Annotated in this window: 19 protein-coding genes; 16 read left to right on the top strand and 3 right to left on the bottom strand. The window is 54.9% G+C overall.

Going from position 1 to position 18,698, the window contains the following annotated elements:
• Both ABLV78_RS20185 and ABLV78_RS20190 read right to left on the bottom strand, forming a co-directional pair.
• Entirely contained in the window at window positions 1-369 is a 369-nt protein-coding gene (locus tag ABLV78_RS20185; RefSeq protein WP_047046065.1) for a hypothetical protein, read from the bottom strand.
• 109 nt (window positions 370-478) lie between these two features.
• Window positions 479-1,372 (bottom strand): LysR substrate-binding domain-containing protein, encoded by an 894-nt coding sequence (locus ABLV78_RS20190; protein ID WP_047046068.1) that lies wholly within the window; start codon window positions 1,370-1,372, stop codon window positions 479-481.
• A 150-nt stretch (window positions 1,373-1,522) separates the two neighbouring features.
• Between ABLV78_RS20190 and ABLV78_RS20195 the strand changes: the two genes are divergently transcribed.
• From ABLV78_RS20195 to ABLV78_RS20270, 16 genes are all read left to right on the top strand, one after another.
• On the top strand, window positions 1,523-2,533 hold the full coding sequence (locus tag ABLV78_RS20195) for an aldo/keto reductase (RefSeq protein WP_059355829.1): 1,011 nt from the start codon (window positions 1,523-1,525) through the stop codon (window positions 2,531-2,533).
• 44 nt (window positions 2,534-2,577) lie between these two features.
• Window positions 2,578-3,375, top strand: coding sequence for an SDR family NAD(P)-dependent oxidoreductase (locus ABLV78_RS20200; protein ID WP_047046073.1), 798 nt, complete (start codon window positions 2,578-2,580; stop codon window positions 3,373-3,375).
• 32 nt (window positions 3,376-3,407) lie between these two features.
• Complete coding sequence (locus tag ABLV78_RS20205; protein ID WP_045391102.1) at window positions 3,408-3,824, top strand: SRPBCC family protein; 417 nt, start codon at window positions 3,408-3,410, stop codon at window positions 3,822-3,824.
• Between the two features lie 157 nt (window positions 3,825-3,981).
• The gene (locus ABLV78_RS20210) at window positions 3,982-4,194 is read left to right on the top strand and encodes a YdgH/BhsA/McbA family protein (protein ID WP_045391105.1); all 213 of its coding nucleotides are present in this window, start codon (window positions 3,982-3,984) and stop codon (window positions 4,192-4,194) included.
• Between the two features lie 371 nt (window positions 4,195-4,565).
• A complete protein-coding gene (locus ABLV78_RS20215; RefSeq protein WP_047046076.1) occupies window positions 4,566-5,969 on the top strand; it encodes an undecaprenyl-phosphate glucose phosphotransferase in 1,404 nt (467 codons plus the stop codon).
• Window positions 5,959-7,245, top strand: coding sequence for an outer membrane beta-barrel protein (locus tag ABLV78_RS20220; RefSeq protein ID WP_047046079.1), 1,287 nt, complete (start codon window positions 5,959-5,961; stop codon window positions 7,243-7,245). Before ABLV78_RS20215 ends, ABLV78_RS20220 begins: the two co-directional genes overlap by 11 nt.
• Window positions 7,242-7,796 (top strand): polysaccharide biosynthesis/export family protein, encoded by a 555-nt coding sequence (locus tag ABLV78_RS20225; RefSeq protein ID WP_047046082.1) that lies wholly within the window; start codon window positions 7,242-7,244, stop codon window positions 7,794-7,796. Before ABLV78_RS20220 ends, ABLV78_RS20225 begins: the two co-directional genes overlap by 4 nt.
• A gap of 1 nt (window position 7,797) precedes the next feature.
• On the top strand, window positions 7,798-9,885 hold the full coding sequence (locus tag ABLV78_RS20230) for a GumC family protein (RefSeq protein WP_047046085.1): 2,088 nt from the start codon (window positions 7,798-7,800) through the stop codon (window positions 9,883-9,885).
• A gap of 5 nt (window positions 9,886-9,890) precedes the next feature.
• The gene (locus tag ABLV78_RS20235; protein WP_047046087.1) at window positions 9,891-11,108 is read left to right on the top strand and encodes a lipopolysaccharide biosynthesis protein; all 1,218 of its coding nucleotides are present in this window, start codon (window positions 9,891-9,893) and stop codon (window positions 11,106-11,108) included.
• Entirely contained in the window at window positions 11,099-12,481 is a 1,383-nt protein-coding gene (locus ABLV78_RS20240; protein WP_047046091.1) for a hypothetical protein, read from the top strand. The genes ABLV78_RS20235 and ABLV78_RS20240 overlap by 10 nt, the downstream gene beginning before the upstream one ends.
• The gene (locus ABLV78_RS20245; protein ID WP_045391122.1) at window positions 12,474-13,499 is read left to right on the top strand and encodes a glycosyltransferase family 2 protein; all 1,026 of its coding nucleotides are present in this window, start codon (window positions 12,474-12,476) and stop codon (window positions 13,497-13,499) included. Before ABLV78_RS20240 ends, ABLV78_RS20245 begins: the two co-directional genes overlap by 8 nt.
• Window positions 13,480-14,694, top strand: a complete 1,215-nt coding sequence (locus ABLV78_RS20250; protein ID WP_045391124.1) for a glycosyltransferase family 4 protein — start codon at window positions 13,480-13,482, stop codon at window positions 14,692-14,694. The genes ABLV78_RS20245 and ABLV78_RS20250 overlap by 20 nt, the downstream gene beginning before the upstream one ends.
• On the top strand, window positions 14,691-15,791 hold the full coding sequence (locus tag ABLV78_RS20255) for a glycosyltransferase family 4 protein (RefSeq protein ID WP_059342122.1): 1,101 nt from the start codon (window positions 14,691-14,693) through the stop codon (window positions 15,789-15,791). The genes ABLV78_RS20250 and ABLV78_RS20255 overlap by 4 nt, the downstream gene beginning before the upstream one ends.
• 11 nt (window positions 15,792-15,802) lie before the next feature.
• Window positions 15,803-16,216, top strand: coding sequence for a hypothetical protein (locus ABLV78_RS20260; RefSeq protein ID WP_047047368.1), 414 nt, complete (start codon window positions 15,803-15,805; stop codon window positions 16,214-16,216).
• A gap of 7 nt (window positions 16,217-16,223) precedes the next feature.
• Complete coding sequence (locus tag ABLV78_RS20265) at window positions 16,224-17,639, top strand: DUF4832 domain-containing protein (RefSeq protein WP_348865211.1); 1,416 nt, start codon at window positions 16,224-16,226, stop codon at window positions 17,637-17,639.
• An 11-nt stretch (window positions 17,640-17,650) separates the two neighbouring features.
• Window positions 17,651-18,172 carry a serine acetyltransferase gene (locus tag ABLV78_RS20270; RefSeq protein WP_045391132.1) on the top strand — a complete coding sequence of 174 codons (522 nt, stop codon included), beginning with the start codon at window positions 17,651-17,653 and terminating at the stop codon, window positions 18,170-18,172.
• 87 nt (window positions 18,173-18,259) lie between these two features.
• Here the strand turns inward: ABLV78_RS20270 and crl are convergent, their stop codons facing one another.
• On the bottom strand, window positions 18,260-18,658 hold the full coding sequence (gene crl, locus ABLV78_RS20275) for a sigma factor-binding protein Crl (protein WP_045380819.1): 399 nt from the start codon (window positions 18,656-18,658) through the stop codon (window positions 18,260-18,262).
• Window positions 18,659-18,698: the final 40 nt, after the last annotated feature.

Consider the following 18,698-nt stretch of genomic DNA (forward strand, 5'->3'; position numbering starts at 1 on the left):
TCAGGCGGCGGGCTTTTTATAATACGGCAGCTGCTTGACCGGATACTCATAATGCTCCTCCACCACGCAGCGGTCCGGCGTCGCCATTCCCGAATAGAAGAAAAAGTACTCCTGACTGTCCGGGAAAAAGACCAGATCGTCGCCGTTACGAAAGCTGGTCACCCGATAGGGAATATTATTTTTAGTGTGCGCCTGACGCATGCCGGAAGCCACCTGGAAATGGTCGTCCCACTTCATGGTTGATAGCTGGTAATGGAAACGTGAGATAGTCACGTTTTTACGTAAAGAGCAGGACAATTTTACCGCTGTGCCGGCGAAAGCCGGAGAAAGGAAGAAGCTTAATAAACTGATAGATAATACAAATTTCATGAAGGTCTTATAATTTTAGGGTCAATTATTTAACGGTAACATGAATTGGCCGTTCAAACAGGGATCGCGGCGGATTTTCTTCCCAGCGCGCCCGACTCCAGGAATATTCCTAATTATTCTCGCCGCGTAACACCTCGCGAAAGTGCATCACCAGCGGGCGCTGGTTAGCTTTGTGCCATACCGCCCACAGCTGGGTCGAATAGCTCATCCACGGAATTTCCCGCAGCACGACCCCCTCAGGGGCGTTATGCCGCAGGCTGTGCTGGATCAGCGCCACGCCCAGCCCCGCCGCCACCAGCCCCAGAGCCGTTAATGGCTCTCCGGCTTCCAGACGAATATCCGGATTAAAGCCCGCACGTACGCAGGCGGCGACGAACTCATCGCGTGAATGGGCATCGTCGTTATGGATAACCGCGATCCACTGCTGATCGGCCAGCTGCGCCGGCTGCAAGTTTTCCGCAGCGGCCAGCGGGTGATTCTGCGGTAATGCCAGCAGCATCCGGTCATCAAGCACCTGGGTGTACTCCAGATCCTGTTCGCCCGCCGAAGGCGGCATGTCCACCAGCGAGAAATCCAGGCTGCGCTGGCGCAGGCCCTCAATCTGCGTAGCGGGCGGCTGGCTATACAGCGCGATATGCACGTCCGGGCGCGACGTTCGCAGGGTGCGCAGCGCGGTAGAAAGCACGCCGGAGTGCATGGCGTTTTCGATATAACCGATACACAACCCGCCATCTTCGCCGCGCCCCAGTCGTTTACCTAATGATTCGAGACGATTGGCGTGGGTCAGCAACGAGCGCGTTTCGGCCAGAAACGTCTGCCCGTCCGCCGTCAGGCGAATACGCTGCTGGTTACGTTCAAACAACATCAGCCCAAGGCGCTCCTCCAGCTGGGCTATCTGGCGGCTGAGCGGCGACTGCGAAATATGTAAGCGTTCGGCGGCACGGCCAACGTGCTCCTCTTCCGCCACCACCACAAAATATTTCAACTGGCGTAAATCAATCATATGAGACCTCAAAGGACTTAAGTCAGACGAATTATGTCCTATCAAGTCATAACACCGCAAGGTATTGTGATCTCCGTCACAGGGCGACAGCACAAGTCGCTCGCAAAGAACCCTTCCCAAAACGGGAACCCTATATCGAGGACATCTTAGATGAGCATCAAACATATTCTGCCAGGCAACATTGGTTTAGGCGGCGCGCCGCTGGGCAACATGTTCCGCAACATCCCGGGAGACGAGGCGCACGCCACCGTCGCCGCCGCCTGGGATCTGGGCGTTCGTTACTTCGATACCGCGCCGCTGTACGGGTCCGGTCTTTCTGAAATCCGGATGGGCGAAGCGCTCTCACAGTACCCTCGCGACCAGTTCGTTCTGAGCAGCAAAGTCGGCCGCATCATGCTTGATGAAATGGAAGACCCGGCCGCGCGTGATTTCGGTGAGAAAGGCGGTCTTTTCGAATACGGCCTGAAAAACAAAATCCTCAACGATTACTCGGCAGACGCCACCCTGCGTTCTATTGAAGACAGTTTAAAACGGCTGAAAACCGACCATCTCGACATCGTATGGATCCACGATCCAGCGCAGGATTTCTACGGCGACAGCTGGCTGGAGCAGTTCAACATCGCCCGTACCGGCGCCTTCCGCGCGCTGACCCGCCTGCGTGAAGAAGGGGTAATTAAGGCATGGGGGCTGGGCGTGAACCGCGTCGAACCTTGCGAACTGACCTTAGCGCTCGACGAGCCGAAGCCGGATGCGTTCCTGCTGGCTGGCCGCTACTCGCTGCTGGACCACAAACGCGCCCTGCAGCGCCTGATGCCGGAAGCGCTGGAACAGAATGTCGATATCGTTGTCGGCGGTCCTTACAGCTCGGGCGTTCTCGCCGGCGGTGAACACTTCGAATACCAGAAAGCCTCTGCGGCGATCCACCAGCAGGTGGCGCAGATCAAGGCCGTTGCCGCTCGTCATCAGGTGGATGTGAAAGCCGCGGCGCTGCAGTTTGCCCTGGCTCACCCGGCGGTGGCCGCCGTGATCCCAGGCTCCAGCCGTCCGGGCCGTATGGCGGAAGATCTGGCCGCGCTGAAAGCAACCATTCCAGCCGCTTTCTGGGAAGAGATGCGCAGCCAGAATCTGGTGGCGGATAACGCGCCGCTGCCGATTCGTTAATTTTAGCGGGGCCGCAGGGCCCCTCTTAAAACAAGAGAGACACCATGAAACTGGATCTAACTCATAAAGTCGCCGTGGTGAGCGGCTCCACTTCCGGCATCGGGCTTGGCATCGCTAAAGGCCTTGCTCAGGCGGGCGCGACCGTGGTCATCGTCGGCCGTCAACGGCGCGGTGTTGATACCGCCATGGCGGCGATTAATGCCGAACTCCCGGATGCGCAGCTGCGCGGGGTGGTCGCCGACCTCAGCACCGAGGAGGGCGTCAGCGCGCTGCTCGCCGCCGAGCCGCATGCTGATGTGGTGGTTAACAACCTCGGCATCTTTAACGATAAAGATTTCTTTAGCGTACCGGATAGCGAGTGGATGCACTTTTATAACGTCAACGTGCTTTCCGGCGTGCGGCTGTCGCGCCACTACGCCCGGGGGATGATCGACAACGGCTGGGGACGCATTATTTTCGTCTCCTCGGAATCCGGCGTCGCGATTCCTGCCGACATGATCAACTACGGCGTGACCAAAAGCGCCAATCTCGCGGTCTCCCACGGTCTGGCGAAACGTCTGGCCGGTACCGGCGTCACCGTTAACGCCATTCTGCCCGGCCCCACCTTCACCGAAGGTTTGCAGGAGATGCTGGCGGAGGCCGCCGCGCAGTCTGGCCGCAGCCCGCGTGAACAGGCTGATGAATTTGTGAAGATCGCGCGCCCAAGCTCGATTATCCAGCGGGCGGCGGACGTCGACGAAGTGGCGAACCTGGCGGTGTATCTCGCCTCGCCGCTCTCGTCGGCCACCACCGGCGCTGCGCTGCGCGTCGATGGCGGCGTCGTCGACACCCTGGCAATGTAATTCTAATCATCTGCAATAAAGAGAGAAATAAAATGGCTAATACCACTGTATCTATCGAAATCCCGGCTTCTGTCGACCAGGTCTGGCAACTGATGGGCGGCTTTGACTCGCTGCCCGACTGGCTGCCGTTCATCCCGAAAAGCGTAGTGAGCGAAGGAGGACGCGTGCGTACGCTGACCACTTCCGATGGCGGCACGGTCATTGAACGTCTGGAGGCGTTTGATAACCGCCAGCGCAGCTATAGCTACTCGATAATCCAGGCGCCGTTCCCGGTAGTGGATTACCTCTCCACGATCGCGGTAGTGGCAACTGCCGATAGCAATATCACCCGCGTTGAGTGGTCCGGCAGCTTCACGCCGGTTAACGTCAGCGACGCGGATGCCGAAGCGCTGTTCAGCGGTATTTATCGCGACGGCCTGCAGGCGTTGAAAAATAACTTTAGCGCCTGATTGTTGCCAGGAATGGCCAGGCCATTCCTTTTATGAACAAAAGAAGAAAAGTCTATTGCCCGTTGCCGTCTTTTTCAGACAACGGGCGGGGCCTATCCTTTACGCCATCACGTTGCAACGGGCAACGTTAACGAAACAACTTACCAGGATTATGAACATGAAAACCGTATCGACTCTTTTTTCCGCAGCCGCACTTTCACTTTTTGCCTTTACTGCTTCCGCGCATAGCGTCACTGCGACCGGTAATACGCTTGACTCCGCTGAAGCGGTGATTGCCAAAAAAGCGAAAGAGCTAAATGCGACTGATTATAAAATCACCAGTGCCCATATGGGGAATAAGGTGACGATGAGCGCGGAACTGTACAAGTAAAGTCGGGTCCCCTTCAGAGCCCCGGCGACTCAGCATTTTGAGTTGGCCGGGGGCTAAGAATTCTCACTCTCCCGCTTTCGATTGTTTCACCTGCAATTAACCCTACACCCTGCATTTCTCTCTGCTTTTACGCTCAACAACACATAATACTTCGGTAGTAATACTTTTCTCTGCCGCTTAAATAAGTCTCATAAAGAACATTAAAAAGCAGTTTTATTTTTAAACTGAGATTTGTCGACACTACTCAACTCATAGTCTACAATGATGATTGATAACCATTTATTGCAAATGTGAATGATTATCAGGCTTTCCAGTTAGTTAAAAACAATAGCATAACGATGTTTAAATAACTCATTTTAAACGAGCAAAAAATGGCAGATAACAATATAAAAATTTATCACTCCCGTTATAGCAAGTTGATAAAACTACTGGACTTCCTTACCGTCAACATTTTGATTTTCATCTATTTAAAGTATTTTTACACCGAACCCTCTACCGCTTCCGCGCTCGTTGGAATTATCTATTCATTAGTATTCATAAGAATTAATGAGTATTTTCAATTGTACTCCGGGCAATTTAAAGGCCACTATTTCGCAAAATCAGCCGCGCTCATATTAAGCGTATGCCTAAGCAGTATTGTTTCATTTTTATTTTTCGTCGTTGCCGAGTGGTTAATTAACACGCAACCAGTGGTTAATTTTATCCCGCTGGCCGTCAGTCTGGCGAAATGCTCAATATTTATATTTCTGATTGTCTTCGTGGTGCGGGCAATCACTGCCCATTATCTGTTTAACTCGGTGTTACGGGTGGCGATTCTTGGTATTACGCCCGCGGGCCTGGCCATCGAGCAGGCTTTACAAAAAGAGTACTCACAGCGCGGTATCATCATCAGCTATTTTGAAGACCGCAACAACCATCGCGATAGCCGGTTGATGAGTATTGAAAGAAAAGGTAACTCGCGCGATCTGCTGGCCCTGGCGAAGACAGGCGGCGTTGATGAAATTTATATCGCGCTCCCCATGGTTGCACAGCAGCGTATTAAGCAGTTTCTTAATGAATTCTCTGATACGACCGTCGATGTATTCCTGGTACCGGATCTATTCTCTTACAGCTCGCATATTTCCCAGCTGCGCATGTTCGGCAATCTGCAGACTATCAGTATCTTCACTTCGCCTTTTGATGGCGAAGGGGCGATCATCAAGCGTATCGAAGATATCATTCTCGGCTCTTTCTTTACCTTAATTAGCCTGCCGGCGATGCTGTTCGTGGCGATTGGTATCAAGCTCACCTCGCCGGGGCCGATTTTATTTAAACAGAATCGTTATGGCCTCAACGGCAAGCAAATAGAAGTGTGGAAATTCAGGACCATGCGGGTCATGGAAAATAGCGCCGTGGTCACTCAGGCGACCCGCAACGATCCGCGCATCACCAAATTCGGCGCTTTTTTGCGTAAAACCTCACTGGATGAACTGCCGCAGTTTTTCAACGTGCTTCAGGGGCGGATGTCGATCGTCGGCCCGCGCCCGCACGCGGTGGCGCATAACGAGCAGTATCGCGTGCTGGTGGAGAACTACATGATTCGCCATAAGGTTAAACCAGGGATCACGGGGCTTGCGCAGATTAACGGCTTCCGCGGCGAGACCGACACGCTGGACAAAATGGAGAAGCGAATTCAGTACGATCTGGCCTACATCCAGTCGTGGTCGCTGTTCCTCGATCTCAAAATCGTCTTTTTGACTTTCTTCCGGGGCTTTGTTGGCAAAAATGCGTTCTAGGTTCGCCGTTCTGGCCGGTTTGCTGTCTGTGCCTTACGCACACGCCGACCTGCAGGCAAAACCGCATACCGGGGTTGCCGGCATCGATTTCGAGAGCCAGTTGGGTTATGACATCGGTTACGATGACAACGTGACCTGGCAGCGCTACGACCAAAATAAAATCAGTTCCAGCTACCAGAATATTAAACCTATCGTCAAAGCCATCGGCGAACGTTATGAAGACCGCTACCTGTTGATGTATTCCGGCGATTACCGCAACTATGGCAACGATAGCGCGGATAATCGCAACAACCATTTTTTAATGTTTAACGGCAAATGGCGATTTGGCAGCATGCACGGGCTGTCGCTGGATCTCAATGAGACGCTGGGTCATGAAGAGCGCGGCCGCGACACCACCGAAGGCTTTTTGCCCGAGCAGTTTAAAGAGTTTGGCATCAACAAGCCGATCGGCACCCGCTTCTTTAACAGCGAGCTGCGTTACAGCTACGGCGCGCCGGAAGGCCGCGGTAAAGTTGAAGTCGCGCTACTGCATAAACAATTGCGCTTTCGCAACCTCGACAGCATCAAAGACGCCAGCGATGACTTTAACTATTACATGCACGATCAGGAGTGGCATGAAAACAGCCTGGTGGCCGAACTGTTCGACCAGAAAGCCAAAACGCTGCGCTATCGCTATAGCTTTATCACCAACCAGCGCCGCTACGAGCTGAACCCGTTAAAAGACAGCAATGAGTATTATCTGCTAGTCGGCATGAAGAATCGCCTGTCGGGTAAAACGGAGATTAACGGTAACGTCGCCTGGCTCTACAAAGACTTTATCCATAACCCGGACTCGCAGGGTTTTAACGGCCTGAACTGGGATATCAACGCCGACTGGAAACCGCTGGAGCAAATGAAAGTTAATCTACACAGCTCCCAGCGCATCAAAGACCCCACCGACTCCGGCGGCTATATCCTGGTGTCGAATTTCGGCGTCGGCTATGAACATCACTGGCTGGTGGATCGTTTCTCAACTCTGGTCGATTATTCATATATCACCGAAGACTATAAGCATCAGAGTAATAAGCGCAAAGATAAGTCCAATCTGCTGTCGCTGACCTTTAACTATGATTTCCGACCATCGGTTAACTTTAAGCTGAAGCTGCAATGGAACACCATGCACTCAAATAAAGATACGGACACTTTTTATATTGGCCCGGACTACTCGCATGCGGTTGACCGCACCCTGGGCTACGACGATTCGGCCATTATTTTTATGACGCAGGTACAACTATGACCTTTTTAAACAGGACCCTGGCGATGCTTCCACTGCTGGCGCTACTGCTGGCGGGCTGTTCGACGCCGCCGCAGACCATTAAAACGCCGCCGGACGCCGTCTACCTTTTGGACCAGGGCGATGAAGTGAATATCGCGGTCTCGGGGGAGCAGGATCTGACGATGCGGGTAAAAATCGATAATAGCGGCAGCATTGATTACCCCTATATCGGATCGCTGCTGTTAAAAGGCAAAACGCCTGAACAGGTGAGTAATGAAATCGCCGATAAACTGCGCGGTAACTACCTACAGGCGCCGATGGTCACGGTGAGCATCGCCGAATACCGCAAAGTTTATCTGCTCGGTGAAGTGAAAAAACCGGATGGATATGCCTGGGAGCCGGGTTTAACGGCGGAAAAAGCCATCGCCCTGGCCGGCGGTTTTACCGACCGTGCCGACCGTCATGATATTCAAATTCGACAGGCCCGCGGCGGAAGGCTGCTGGATAATGTCGCCGCCGACTCCTCCGTGCAGGCAGGAGATACCATCATTATTGGCATGAGTTTCTTCTGATATGGCAATTTCACTGGTCGAAAACGCGAAAAAGAAAGAAGGCTTTATCGACTTCACGCCTTATTTCAACAAAATTAAGCACAAGCTTATCTGGTGCCTGGCGGTGGTGATTGTCGCCGCCGTGGCGTCATTTATTCTGACGCGCTTTATGTCTTCCAGCTACACGGCGACCGCTACCGTGCTGTTCAAAGCGCAGTCGCAGGACGTCTCTCCTCTACCGCGGCTGGAAAATTACGACTCCACGCGCAGCGATTACTACGAGACCAAGTATGCGTTAATGGGGTCACGAGTAGTGCTCGATGCCGCGGTGCGTAAATTAAAGCTGGAGCAAGATAGCGAATTTAACGGCGGCGATAATCTTGATGAAGCCGCGCGCATCAATAATGCCATTCAGGCGCTGCAAAAAAACCTGACCATTTCCGGCGTGCGCACCACCCAGTTGGTTGCCGTATCGATGGAAGCGAAATCACCGCAGAAAGCCGCCGATATCGCCAACGGCGTCGCCCAGGCCTTCATCGATTACAGCCTGCAGCAGAAGCAAAATACCTTGCTTCAGGCGCAGGGCTGGAACGAAAAAATGATGGACGACCTGAAAACCAAAATGGATCAGCAGAAGGCGGACATCGATAACTTCCTCAAGCAGAACGGATTACTAACCTTCCGCAGCATGGATGGTTATGAGACCGAGCGGCTGGGGATTGTGATTAACCATCTGGCCGACGCCACCCAGCGTCGTCTGAAAGCGCAGACGGTCTGGGACAAGGTCCGTCGCCAGCAGGGTAAACCGGTAGAACAGATTATCTCGCTGCCGGAAATCTCTGGCCATCCGCAGGTGCAGGATTTACGCATTGCGCTCATCCAGACGCGGCGCAATCTTTCCGAAGCGGCCAAACACTACGGCCCGCAGCATCCGAAATATCTGCAGGCTCAGGCGCAGCTGCAGGCGGTCAATGCCCAGCTTGGCCAGGTGCTGGGCGAGCTGTTTAACGGCCTGCGCCAGCAGTATCAAATTGCCCTCGACGATGAGCAGCAATACCAAAAAATGCTCAACGATCAGAAGGCTGATTTCCAGGCGCTCGGCGCCAAGCGCGACCAGTACAACACCATGACCACCGCGCTGAATAAAACCGAAGAGCTTTATAAGTCGCTGTACCAGCGCGCTAACGAGCAGAAATTGTCGGAGACCTTCTCGGTAGCGGATGAAGTCATTTACGACGCCGCCGTGCCGCCGGACCGTCCGTCTAAACCCCAGCGCGGCCTGTTGATCGTGATGATTACCCTGATGGCGCTGGCGCTGTATATCATGTACCTGATCGTCAGTACCGCGCTGGATAAAACGGTGAATAGCCTCAGCGAGCTCAAAGCGAAAACCGCCCTCGATGCCAGCGGCGAATTTCCGCTCCTGGCGCATCTGGAAAACGCGCAGCAGATTTTCCATAACGTGCTCTACGCCGATATGATCCACAGCCTTCGGCTGGCGTTGCTCAATCAGCGCGATAAACCCGCCACCATCCTGGTGACTTCGGTGCAATCCCGTTCCGGCAGTTCGTTTATTGCCGAACTGCTGGCCTGCTCAGCCAGCAAATCGCGTAAAACGCTGCTGATTGACCTCGACTACCTGGCCACTCAGGGATTATCGGCGAAATTTCCTCTGCATACAGCGGGCTTCAGCCAACTGTTGAACGGCGAGTGCTTGCCGGAGCAGTCCGTCGTCAAACTGGATGATCGGCTGGACTTTATGCCTCGCGGCAAACTCAGCGACTCTTCGCTGCTGTTGCTCACCTCTGAACGCCTGCCGGCGCTGCTGGCAACGTTGCATCAGACTTACGATACGCTAATCATCGACGCTCCGGCGCTCAATCAGGCGCAGGGTAGTCTGCTGCTGGCGGCACAAAGCGATATGACTCTGCTGGTGGTGAAGGCCGGCGAGCTGGCTCCGCGGATCCGTAAAGCGGAACAACGTCTGCAGAGCGCGGGCAATAGCCGGGTGGCAAACGTGCTCAACCAGGTGCGCGAAGAACATCTGGAAACGCAGGAAGGTAAACGCCTGCTTGAGCGGCAGATGCGCGAACTCATTGCTCCGAAATAGCGCCTATGAATCTGATTAAGAGTATTTCATCCATCGCCAGTTCATCGGTGCTTTCGCAGCTGATCGGCGCCTTTTCGGTCTGGCTTATCTCTCATCGCTACGGTATGGCCGAGGTCGGCCATTACGCGATGATCTACAGCAATGTGCTGATCGGCGCGCAGGTTTGTACCTTTGCCTCACAGTTGCTAATCCCCCGTCAGGAGGATCACGAGCTTGGGCAAAACGTGGTGTTCTGCCTGCTGCAGAGCCTGGTGATGGCCCTCCCCTGGGCGGTCATTTCCGGGCTTATCTTCGAACTTAACATTGCGTTTCTCTATTTGCTGACTTTTGGCTATGCGCTGGTGCTGGTGGCGGAAAACCTTTCCCTGCGCGGCGGCAACTATCCTTTCCTGACTTTCCAGCGCATTGCGGTGTCGCTGGTAGTGGCCATTGCGCTGCTGGTGATGCCCAACCCAACGCTGTTTTATCTGGCGTGGATGGTCGGGATCCTGCTGCTATTGATCGCCTGCCTGATTCGCCTGTTTAACTTCAAAAGCTTAACGCTGCGCCACTTTTCGATTGCCACGAATCTGCGTTTTTTACGCGAGCACTGGCAGCATATTAGCCGCGTCGGCAGCGCCGAGGTGCTGGCGATGGCCAGTAATAATCTGCCGACGATGCTGATTAACATCTGGTTCTCGCCGCTGGTCGCCGGCTACTTTTCAGTGGTCAGCCGTTTCTGCCTGTCGCCGGTGATGATTATCGGTAACGCCGTGCGCAACTCCATCTTTTCTAAATGGTCGATGGATTTTCGCAACCACACCTTTAACTATCCGGAATATAAAAAGGTTCGCCTGCTGCTGCTGGGCGCCGCCGCGGTGTGCATCCTTGGTATCTGGATTTTCTATCCGCTGGTGATGCGCCTTGGCTTTAGCGAGGAGTGGCTGAATTCGATCCCCACCTCGCGCTACATGCTGCCTTATCTGTTCGCCGCGCTGGCGGTCAGCCCGCTGACGGTGATCGAACTGATCTTCGGCTCCCGACGCTACTTCCTACGTATTCAGATTGAGCAGTTACTGATTATCGTCATCGCCTTCATCGCCTTACCGTACTTTGGCGTCAGTTATGAAATCGCCCTGCTGGCCTTCTCGTTCCTGACCTTCGCGCGTTACTTATTCATTTTGCTCAAAATGAATCAGCGGGCGAAAACGCTTTCGCTGCAGGAGCAGAAAATATGCAGCTAAACACCGGCCGCTATCTCGAAGCCTATGCCCTGATGACGCTGGTGTTCTGCGGTACGGTCCAGTATTTCACCGGTATCGCGGCCGTGCTGTGGCTGCCATTTTTTCTGGTGCTGGTGATGGCGGTGCTGCTCCTGATGCAGAGCCGCCCGCAGCCGTTGGGGCTCACCGGGCGGGAAAAGCTAATACTGGCGCTGTATCTCACCTTTATCGTACTCGGGCTGGTCTCAACGGTACTGCAGTCAGGGGTCGTCACCGCCATCGTCGGCTTTAAAAACGAGCTGGCGCTGTCGCTACTGATGTTTTGCATGCTGCTGGGGATGTTTAGTGAATCACAACTGTATCGTCTGACGCGGCTTTTCTACTGGATCTACTATGTGCAGATCCCGGTCGCTATCTATCAGGTGATTTTCGTGGTGCCTAAACGGGTGGCGTTTCGCGGCGAAGATGAGAAGTGGGACTCGGTGGTCGGCACTTTCGGTGGCGACCCGATGGGCGGCGGCAACACCGCGGCGATGGGGATGTTCTGTCTGCTGATCATGCTCATGAAAGTGTCAGAGTTTAAGCACGGCATCTGCTCATTTAAATCGCTGGTGATCCACATCGCGCTGGGTTTCTTCCTCTGCGTGGTGGGGGAAGTAAAATTCGTCATTCTGCTGTCGCCGTTCCTGCTGGCCCTGCTGTGGATCCTGCCAGGCTACGTGAGTGGCGTGAGTAAAGTTAGCCTGCGATCGCTGCTGATCATCGCCGCCGGCATGGCGCTATTAATTTTTGTCGCCATTACCGTGTTGGCCTCCAACTATTCCTCGGCCTTCGGCGGCGACCCGACCAAAAGCGCGCTATCGGTATTTATCGATTCGCTGGGCTATATTTTTGATACTAACTACATTATGCCAAGCGGCGAACTGGGGCGTTTTACCACCCTCTTCTTCTGGCTGCAGCATAACGAACTGTTCGGCCCGGGCGGCATGCTGTTTGGTTACGGCCTTAACGCCACTAACAGCGGCAGTACCGTCTCGCCGGGCTATATCGGCGCCTGGTATCACCTGATCCTCGACTCCACCGCTTTAAGCATGCTGCTGTGGGAAGTGGGGATTATCGGCATCATTCTGTTCATTGGCACCATCGCCTCCATCCTGGTCGCCATGCGGCCGAAAGAGACCTTTTCGCGCCACGATCTCAAGCTTGAGGATCTGCAACTCCTTAGCTCGGCGCCGGCGTTCTACGTTTTTGTCATCGGCTGTCTGCTCAGCCTGCCGTACAGCCAGATCCTGATGATCATTCCCATGCTACAGTTTTTATTATGGTTAGCCCTCGGGGCGCTGATTGTCATCCACCGCGCTGTCCGTCTTAACTCCGGTACCCACTATGAATAAAACGCCATCAATTACCGTCAGCATCAAGACTCTGAATGAAGCGCAGGGCATCGAAAAAACCATCGATAGCGTGCGCAAACAGCTGCAACCGTACCCGCATCAAATCATCGTCGCCGACAGCTTATCAACGGATAACACCCGCGAACTGGCTATCGCGAAAGGCGCGATGGTGGTGTGCCTGGATAACGCCGCCGACCGCTGCTGCGGTATCGGCCACCAGCTGGGCTGGCTCTATAGCGAAGGCGATTATCTGCTGCTGCTGGATGGCGATATGGAGCTGGAGCCGGGTTTTCTCGATACCGCGGTCGAATTCCTGGAGACGCATCCGGAGTACGCCGGAGTCGCCGGCAGCGTCGAGATGGATGATGCCTCGAACTACGAGTTCAAATCGCGCAAGCAGCGCCTGCATCTGATCTATCCGCAGGGCGACACCGATCATCTGGGCGGAGGCGGCCTGTATCGTCGTGAAGCGATCGAGAAAATCGGCTATCTGACCAACCTCAACCTGCACGGCTACGAAGAAGCGGAGCTGGGCATTCGTTTACAGGCCGCAGGTTACAAGCTGCATCGCCTGGCGGCGCCCTACTTTAGCCACGCCTCTTACACCATGCCGACCTTTAAAATGCTGGCCTACCGTTGGAAAAACGGTTTCCTGTGGGCGCCGGGCGAGTTGCTCCGAAACTGCTGGGGTAAAGCCCATTTCCCGGCGGCGCTGCGGATTGTACGTAATGAGCTGATCTTCACCCTCTATCTTCTGGTCTTACTGATCTGCCTGCTGACCTTCAATGGCAAGGTTATCGCCATTGCCCTGCTGCCGCTGCTGGCGTTTATCGCTCTGAAGGCCATCAAAAATAAATCGCTGCGCGATGGCGTGCAGAGTGCCATTAACTTATCGCTATTTTCAGCGGGGCTGCTGCGCGGGGTGATTAATTCCGTGCGCGATCCGATGAAACGCCCGGCGGTGACCGTCTCGAATCCACAGCATATTGATACTGAAAATGAAAATTCTCTTCGTTAACAAATTCTTCTTTATCAAAGGCGGCGCGGAAACCGTTTATTTTCAGGAGCGCGACGCGATGCTGCAAGCCGGCTACCAGGTGGTCGACTTCAGCATGCAGCACGCGGAAAATAAACCGTCGCCGTGGGAGGAATTTTTCGTCCATAACGTCGATTATCACGACAGTCACGGCCTGATGAGCAAAATCAAAGCCGGGGTGGACTTTATTTATAATGCCGAGGCCTGCGCGAAGCTCAACACGCTTTTGTTGCGTGAGCGGCCGGATATTGTTCATTTTCATAATATTTATCATCAGCTTACGCCTGCCGTTATCGGCGTGGCGAAACGCTTTGGCTGCAAAACGGTACTCACCGCCCACGATTACAAAATCGTCTGTCCTTCCTACACCATGCTGCGAGATGGTCATGTCTGCGAAGAGTGTCTCACCGGGTCGGTGATCAACGCCTTTCGTCACCGCTGCCAGCAGGGCGATACTTTTAAAAGCCTGCTACTGTCGCTGGAAGCCTACTGGCAGAAGTTCGCCAGGAATTACGCCATGCTCGACTGTATCATCGCCCCGAGCGAGTTTATGCGCCAGACCCTGCTGCGTAAGCTGCCCGACGCCCGCATTGAAGTGATCGTCAACGGTATCGATGCCGACAGCACCGTGCCCGGCGACACCGCAGGCGACTATTTTCTCTATATTGGCCGCCTGAGCCGGGAAAAAGGCGTGCCGACGCTGGCGCAGGCGCAGCAAAAAATGCGGGAGGCGATGCCGCTTAAGATTGTCGGCGACGGCCCATTGGGCGCAGACCTGCGCGCGCGTTTCAGCGGCCCGCAGTTCCTTGGCTATATGAAACACGGCGAGGAGCTGAATAACCTTATTCGCGGGGCCCGCGCGGTAGTCGTACCCTCTGAATATTATGAAAACTGCTCCATGTCGGTGCTCGAAGCCATGGCTTTTGGCCGCCCGGTGATCGGCGGCAATATTGGCGGTATCCCGGAACAGATCCGTGACGGCGTCGACGGCTATCTGGTTGAACCCGGCAATAGCGACGCGCTGGCGCAACTGATGGACAAACTGGCTGCAGACCCTGAGCTGGCCCGCAATATGGGAATTAACGCCCGCCGGCGGCTGGAAGAAAAATACGATCTCGCCCGCCACATGCAGGTGCTGCAGGCGCTTTATCAGCAACTTGTCGGGGAGAAAAAATGACCATCAACGTCACGGTATTAGGCACTCGCGGGATCCCCGATGTGCAGGGCGGCGTCGAAACGCACTGCCAGAATTTATACCCGGAAATCTATCGCCAGGGCAGCGCGGAAGTCTGCGTGATCGCCCGCTCGCCGTATGTGAACTACCGCCGCAGCGAATATCAGGGCGTTAAACTCAAGAGCCTGTGGGCGCCGAAAAGCCGTAAATTCGAGGCTATTATTCACTCGACGCTGGCGGCGTTCAGTACCTTATTCGACGGCTCCAACGTGGTTCACGTTCACGCCGTTGGCCCCGGCCTGGTGGTACCATTGCTGCGTCTGCTGGGAAAACGCGTCGTCTTTACCCATCATGGCCCGGATTACGATCGGCAGAAATGGGGCCGGATGGCCAAAGAGATGCTGCGCCTTGGCGAAAAATGGGCGGTGAAATACGCCCATGAAGTGATCGTCATTTCCGAGGTCATCAATAATCTGATTAAGCACAAGCATGGACGACATAACGCCCACGTTATCTACAACGGCGTACGCCAGGTCGAACTGCCGCCCGCGGATCGGCAGGCGGAGATCCTCGATAAATACGGTTTAAAACCGGGCCAGTATATCGTTGCCGTGGCCCGTTTTGTCGAAGAGAAAGGACTGCACGATCTCGTTGCCGCCTATGCCGCCGCCGGGTGTTCGGTACCGCTGGTGCTCATTGGCGATGCCGACCACGCCGATGAATATAGCGAGCGCCTGAAGCAACAGGCGGCCGCCACGCCAAACGTCATCCTCACCGGCTTTATCAGCGGCGCGCCGCTGCATACGCTGTTCTCGCAGGCCGGGCTATTCGTGCTGCCCTCTTATCATGAAGGATTACCAATCGCGCTGCTGGAAGCCATGTCGTGGTCGCTGCCGGTGGTGGTCAGCGACATTCCGGCCAACCTTGAAATTGGTCTGCCGCCAGCGGACTACTTTCCCGTCGGCAACGTTCCGGCCCTGACGCAGAAACTGCAGCAGTGGGTCGCAGGAGAAAAAGCGGATTACGGTGAGTTTATGCCGAAGTACCGCTGGCCGGAAATTGCCGCGCAAACTGCGCAAGTCTATCAGCGCTTAACGTAAGCAGGTTACTCGTGCCGAAATCTACAGCTGAACTGGTGGTCGAGCGCTTTTATGCCGCGCTTGACCAGGAGGTGGAAACCTCATTAACCGCGGAGCAGAAACGGGGAATCGAGCAGGCGCTGGTGCGCGCCAACCTGGCGTCACGCCATCGCATCGATTTTCGCCACAGCTTTCCGTTCCTGCATCGCCGCTATTTTGTGGTGATTCTTTTTGGTCGCGATCTACGCAAAGTTTCGCGTGAAAGCACCCTATTCGGACGCATCTTCGCGACTCTGCTGATTACGCTTGGCGTGGTATTCGCCCTGCTGTCGATCCTGCTGGCGCTCTATATGCTGAAATCAGCATTAGGCATTGATGTATTTAAAAATTTCCACGTCGGTATCTGGACGTGGTTTGTTAATCTTCATGACCACATGACAAAGTGAATTGAGTATGGCGATATCATCTTTGCGTAGAGCTCCTCTGTTTCGCGCCCTGCTGCTGGCCAGCACGCTGGCGTCAGCGTCCGTTGGCGCGCAAACCACGGTCATCACCCCGCCTCCTTTCGACGGCCAGCTCACCAACCCGGGCATCGGCGTCGCCAGCTTTCATGATGGCTATGGTGAAAAACCAACCCGCGCCGAGTATCCCGATACTGGTTTTGAGTACGACCGCTTCTACTGGAGCGAGCTGGAACCACAGGAAGGGGTCTACAATTTCGCCCCGATCGATAACGCCTTTAGCGTCGCCGCCAACCATCAGCCAGCCATGAACGTCGGCCTGAGGGTGATGGCGCTTGACGATCCGCAAACGGGATCGAAAATTCCCAACTGGCTGATCGCCAAAGGGATCAAAGGACAGTGGGTCGCCGACGGCAAAACCTTCGTGCCGGATCTCAGCGATCCAACTTTTATCGCCTATGCGCAGAAACTGCTGAATGCCCTCGGTCAGCGCTATGACGGCAATCCGGAACTGGCCTTTATCGATATCGGCATGGTCGGCTCCTGGGGCGAATGGCACAACTCCAACTTTAGCGAGATTCCACCGTTAATGGAGAAGTACACGCCGGAGCAGCTCAATCGCTATGTTGATATGCATTTCGATAGCTTCCCGAAAACGCCGAAAGTCATGCTGATTAGCGGCGGCGATTCGCTGGCCTGGGCCAGCCGCCGCGGCGCGGGCTGGCGGGCGGACTGCTGGGGCGACTGGCATAACTTCTCCAGCGAGTGGAGCCATATGCGCGATGATTATCCGCAGCGTCTGGCTGCCGCTCAGGCAGCGGCGCCGGGATTTGTCGATAGCTGGAAACGGGCGCCCGTCAGCCTTGAGATCTGCGGCTATATGAGCGAATGGCAGAGCGTACAGCACTACACGCGTGAAGAGGTGCAGGCCACCTTCGACTGGGCGCTGCAGCAACACGCCAGCAGCCTGAATCTGAAATCGCGACCGATTCCGACGGAATACCGCGATATTGTCGATAAAGCCTTACTGCGAATCGGCTACCGTTTCCGGGTCAACAAACTCGCCTTCGAAACGCCGGTTAAGGCTGGTAAGCCGTTAGCGGTCAGTGTTACCTGGCGTAATGATGGCGTCGCCCCGGCCTACCTGTTCTACCCGGTACAATGGCGGGTGGTCAACGCCGCCGGCGCCACGGTTACCCAGGTAAAAACCCAGGATGACGTGCGCCGCTGGCTGCCGGGGGAGATGCAAAGCACTGTCACTCTGACGCTACCCGCCGCGCTGCCCGCCGGCGATTACGCGTTGCAGACCGCCATCACCGATGCCCAGGGCAAGCCGCGGCTGCTGCTGGCCAACCAGGGTAAAACCGCCGACGGCTGGTATCAACTGACCACCTTTTCCCTTAAGTAAACGGAGAATTCATGCCTAATGCCATCAGTCAGGTCCGCCGCGAGATCAAACATACCGGCAGTATGAAGGCGAAAATCGCGATTCTGCTCTATCGCCTCGCGACGCTGTATCGCAGCCGCAACCCGTTTTACAAGCTGCTCGGCATTCCATTCGTTATTCTCAATAAACTGATTAACGAGTGTCTGTTTTGCGTCGAACTCCCCTGGCAGACGCGGATCGGCTACGGGTTGAAGCTATATCATCCGCACTGCATTGTTCTCAACCGCGGCACCGTCATCGGTGAAAACTGTATTCTGCGTCAGGGGGCCACCATCGGCAGCCTGACGGATAGCGAAGGCCGCGAAGGGGCAAGCCCGGTAATTGGCAATAACGTCGAGTTCGGCGCCCACGTGGTGGTCATCGGCCCGGTGACGTTGGGTGATAATGTTAAAATTGGCGCGGGGACCGTGGTGACGAAAGATCTGGCCGCCGGTCAGGTAGTGGTCGGCCAGCCGTTCCGGGTGTTGTCAACTCATCGCGAAGCGCAGGAATAACGGCTGAAGCGCCGTGACCTGATGACCAGAATGATCGTTGGCGGTCATCCGCTTCCCACAGCAGAAAGCGGATGCCAAAAGTAGAGCTTACGCGCGCAGGCGAACCGGTTCGCTGAAATCGTCAGCCGGTTCGAGTTTCAGATTGAACGTCGTCAGCAGCGCCGCGGCGCGCTCGTGGAACTCACGCAGCGTTTTTTCGAGTCTTTCGCGAACCTCAGGATCGTCGATGGCGACCGCTTGCCAGTTGCCCTCTTTATCAAACAGGCCGAACTGGTAGCTATAAGTGAAACGAGATTCCTGTGCTTCCATTTCCATCCACCAGCCCCAGAATTCCCGCTTCTCCGGCGCTGGTTTAACGTTGACGCAAACTGCCAGGCAGTCGAAAAAAAAGCGGTTCTCTTCACACTGCCCTTCACGGATATAGGGGCCTAGCGCCGTGAATTTTTTAATCAGCTTACTTTTCAGGTGTCCACTCGGTAACGTCATTGCGATCTCCTTTAGTGATGCAACTGTTTTACCAAACCAA

Source organism: Klebsiella sp. CN_Kp075 (assembly GCF_040065055.2).
Lineage (GTDB): Bacteria > Pseudomonadota > Gammaproteobacteria > Enterobacterales > Enterobacteriaceae > Klebsiella > Klebsiella aerogenes.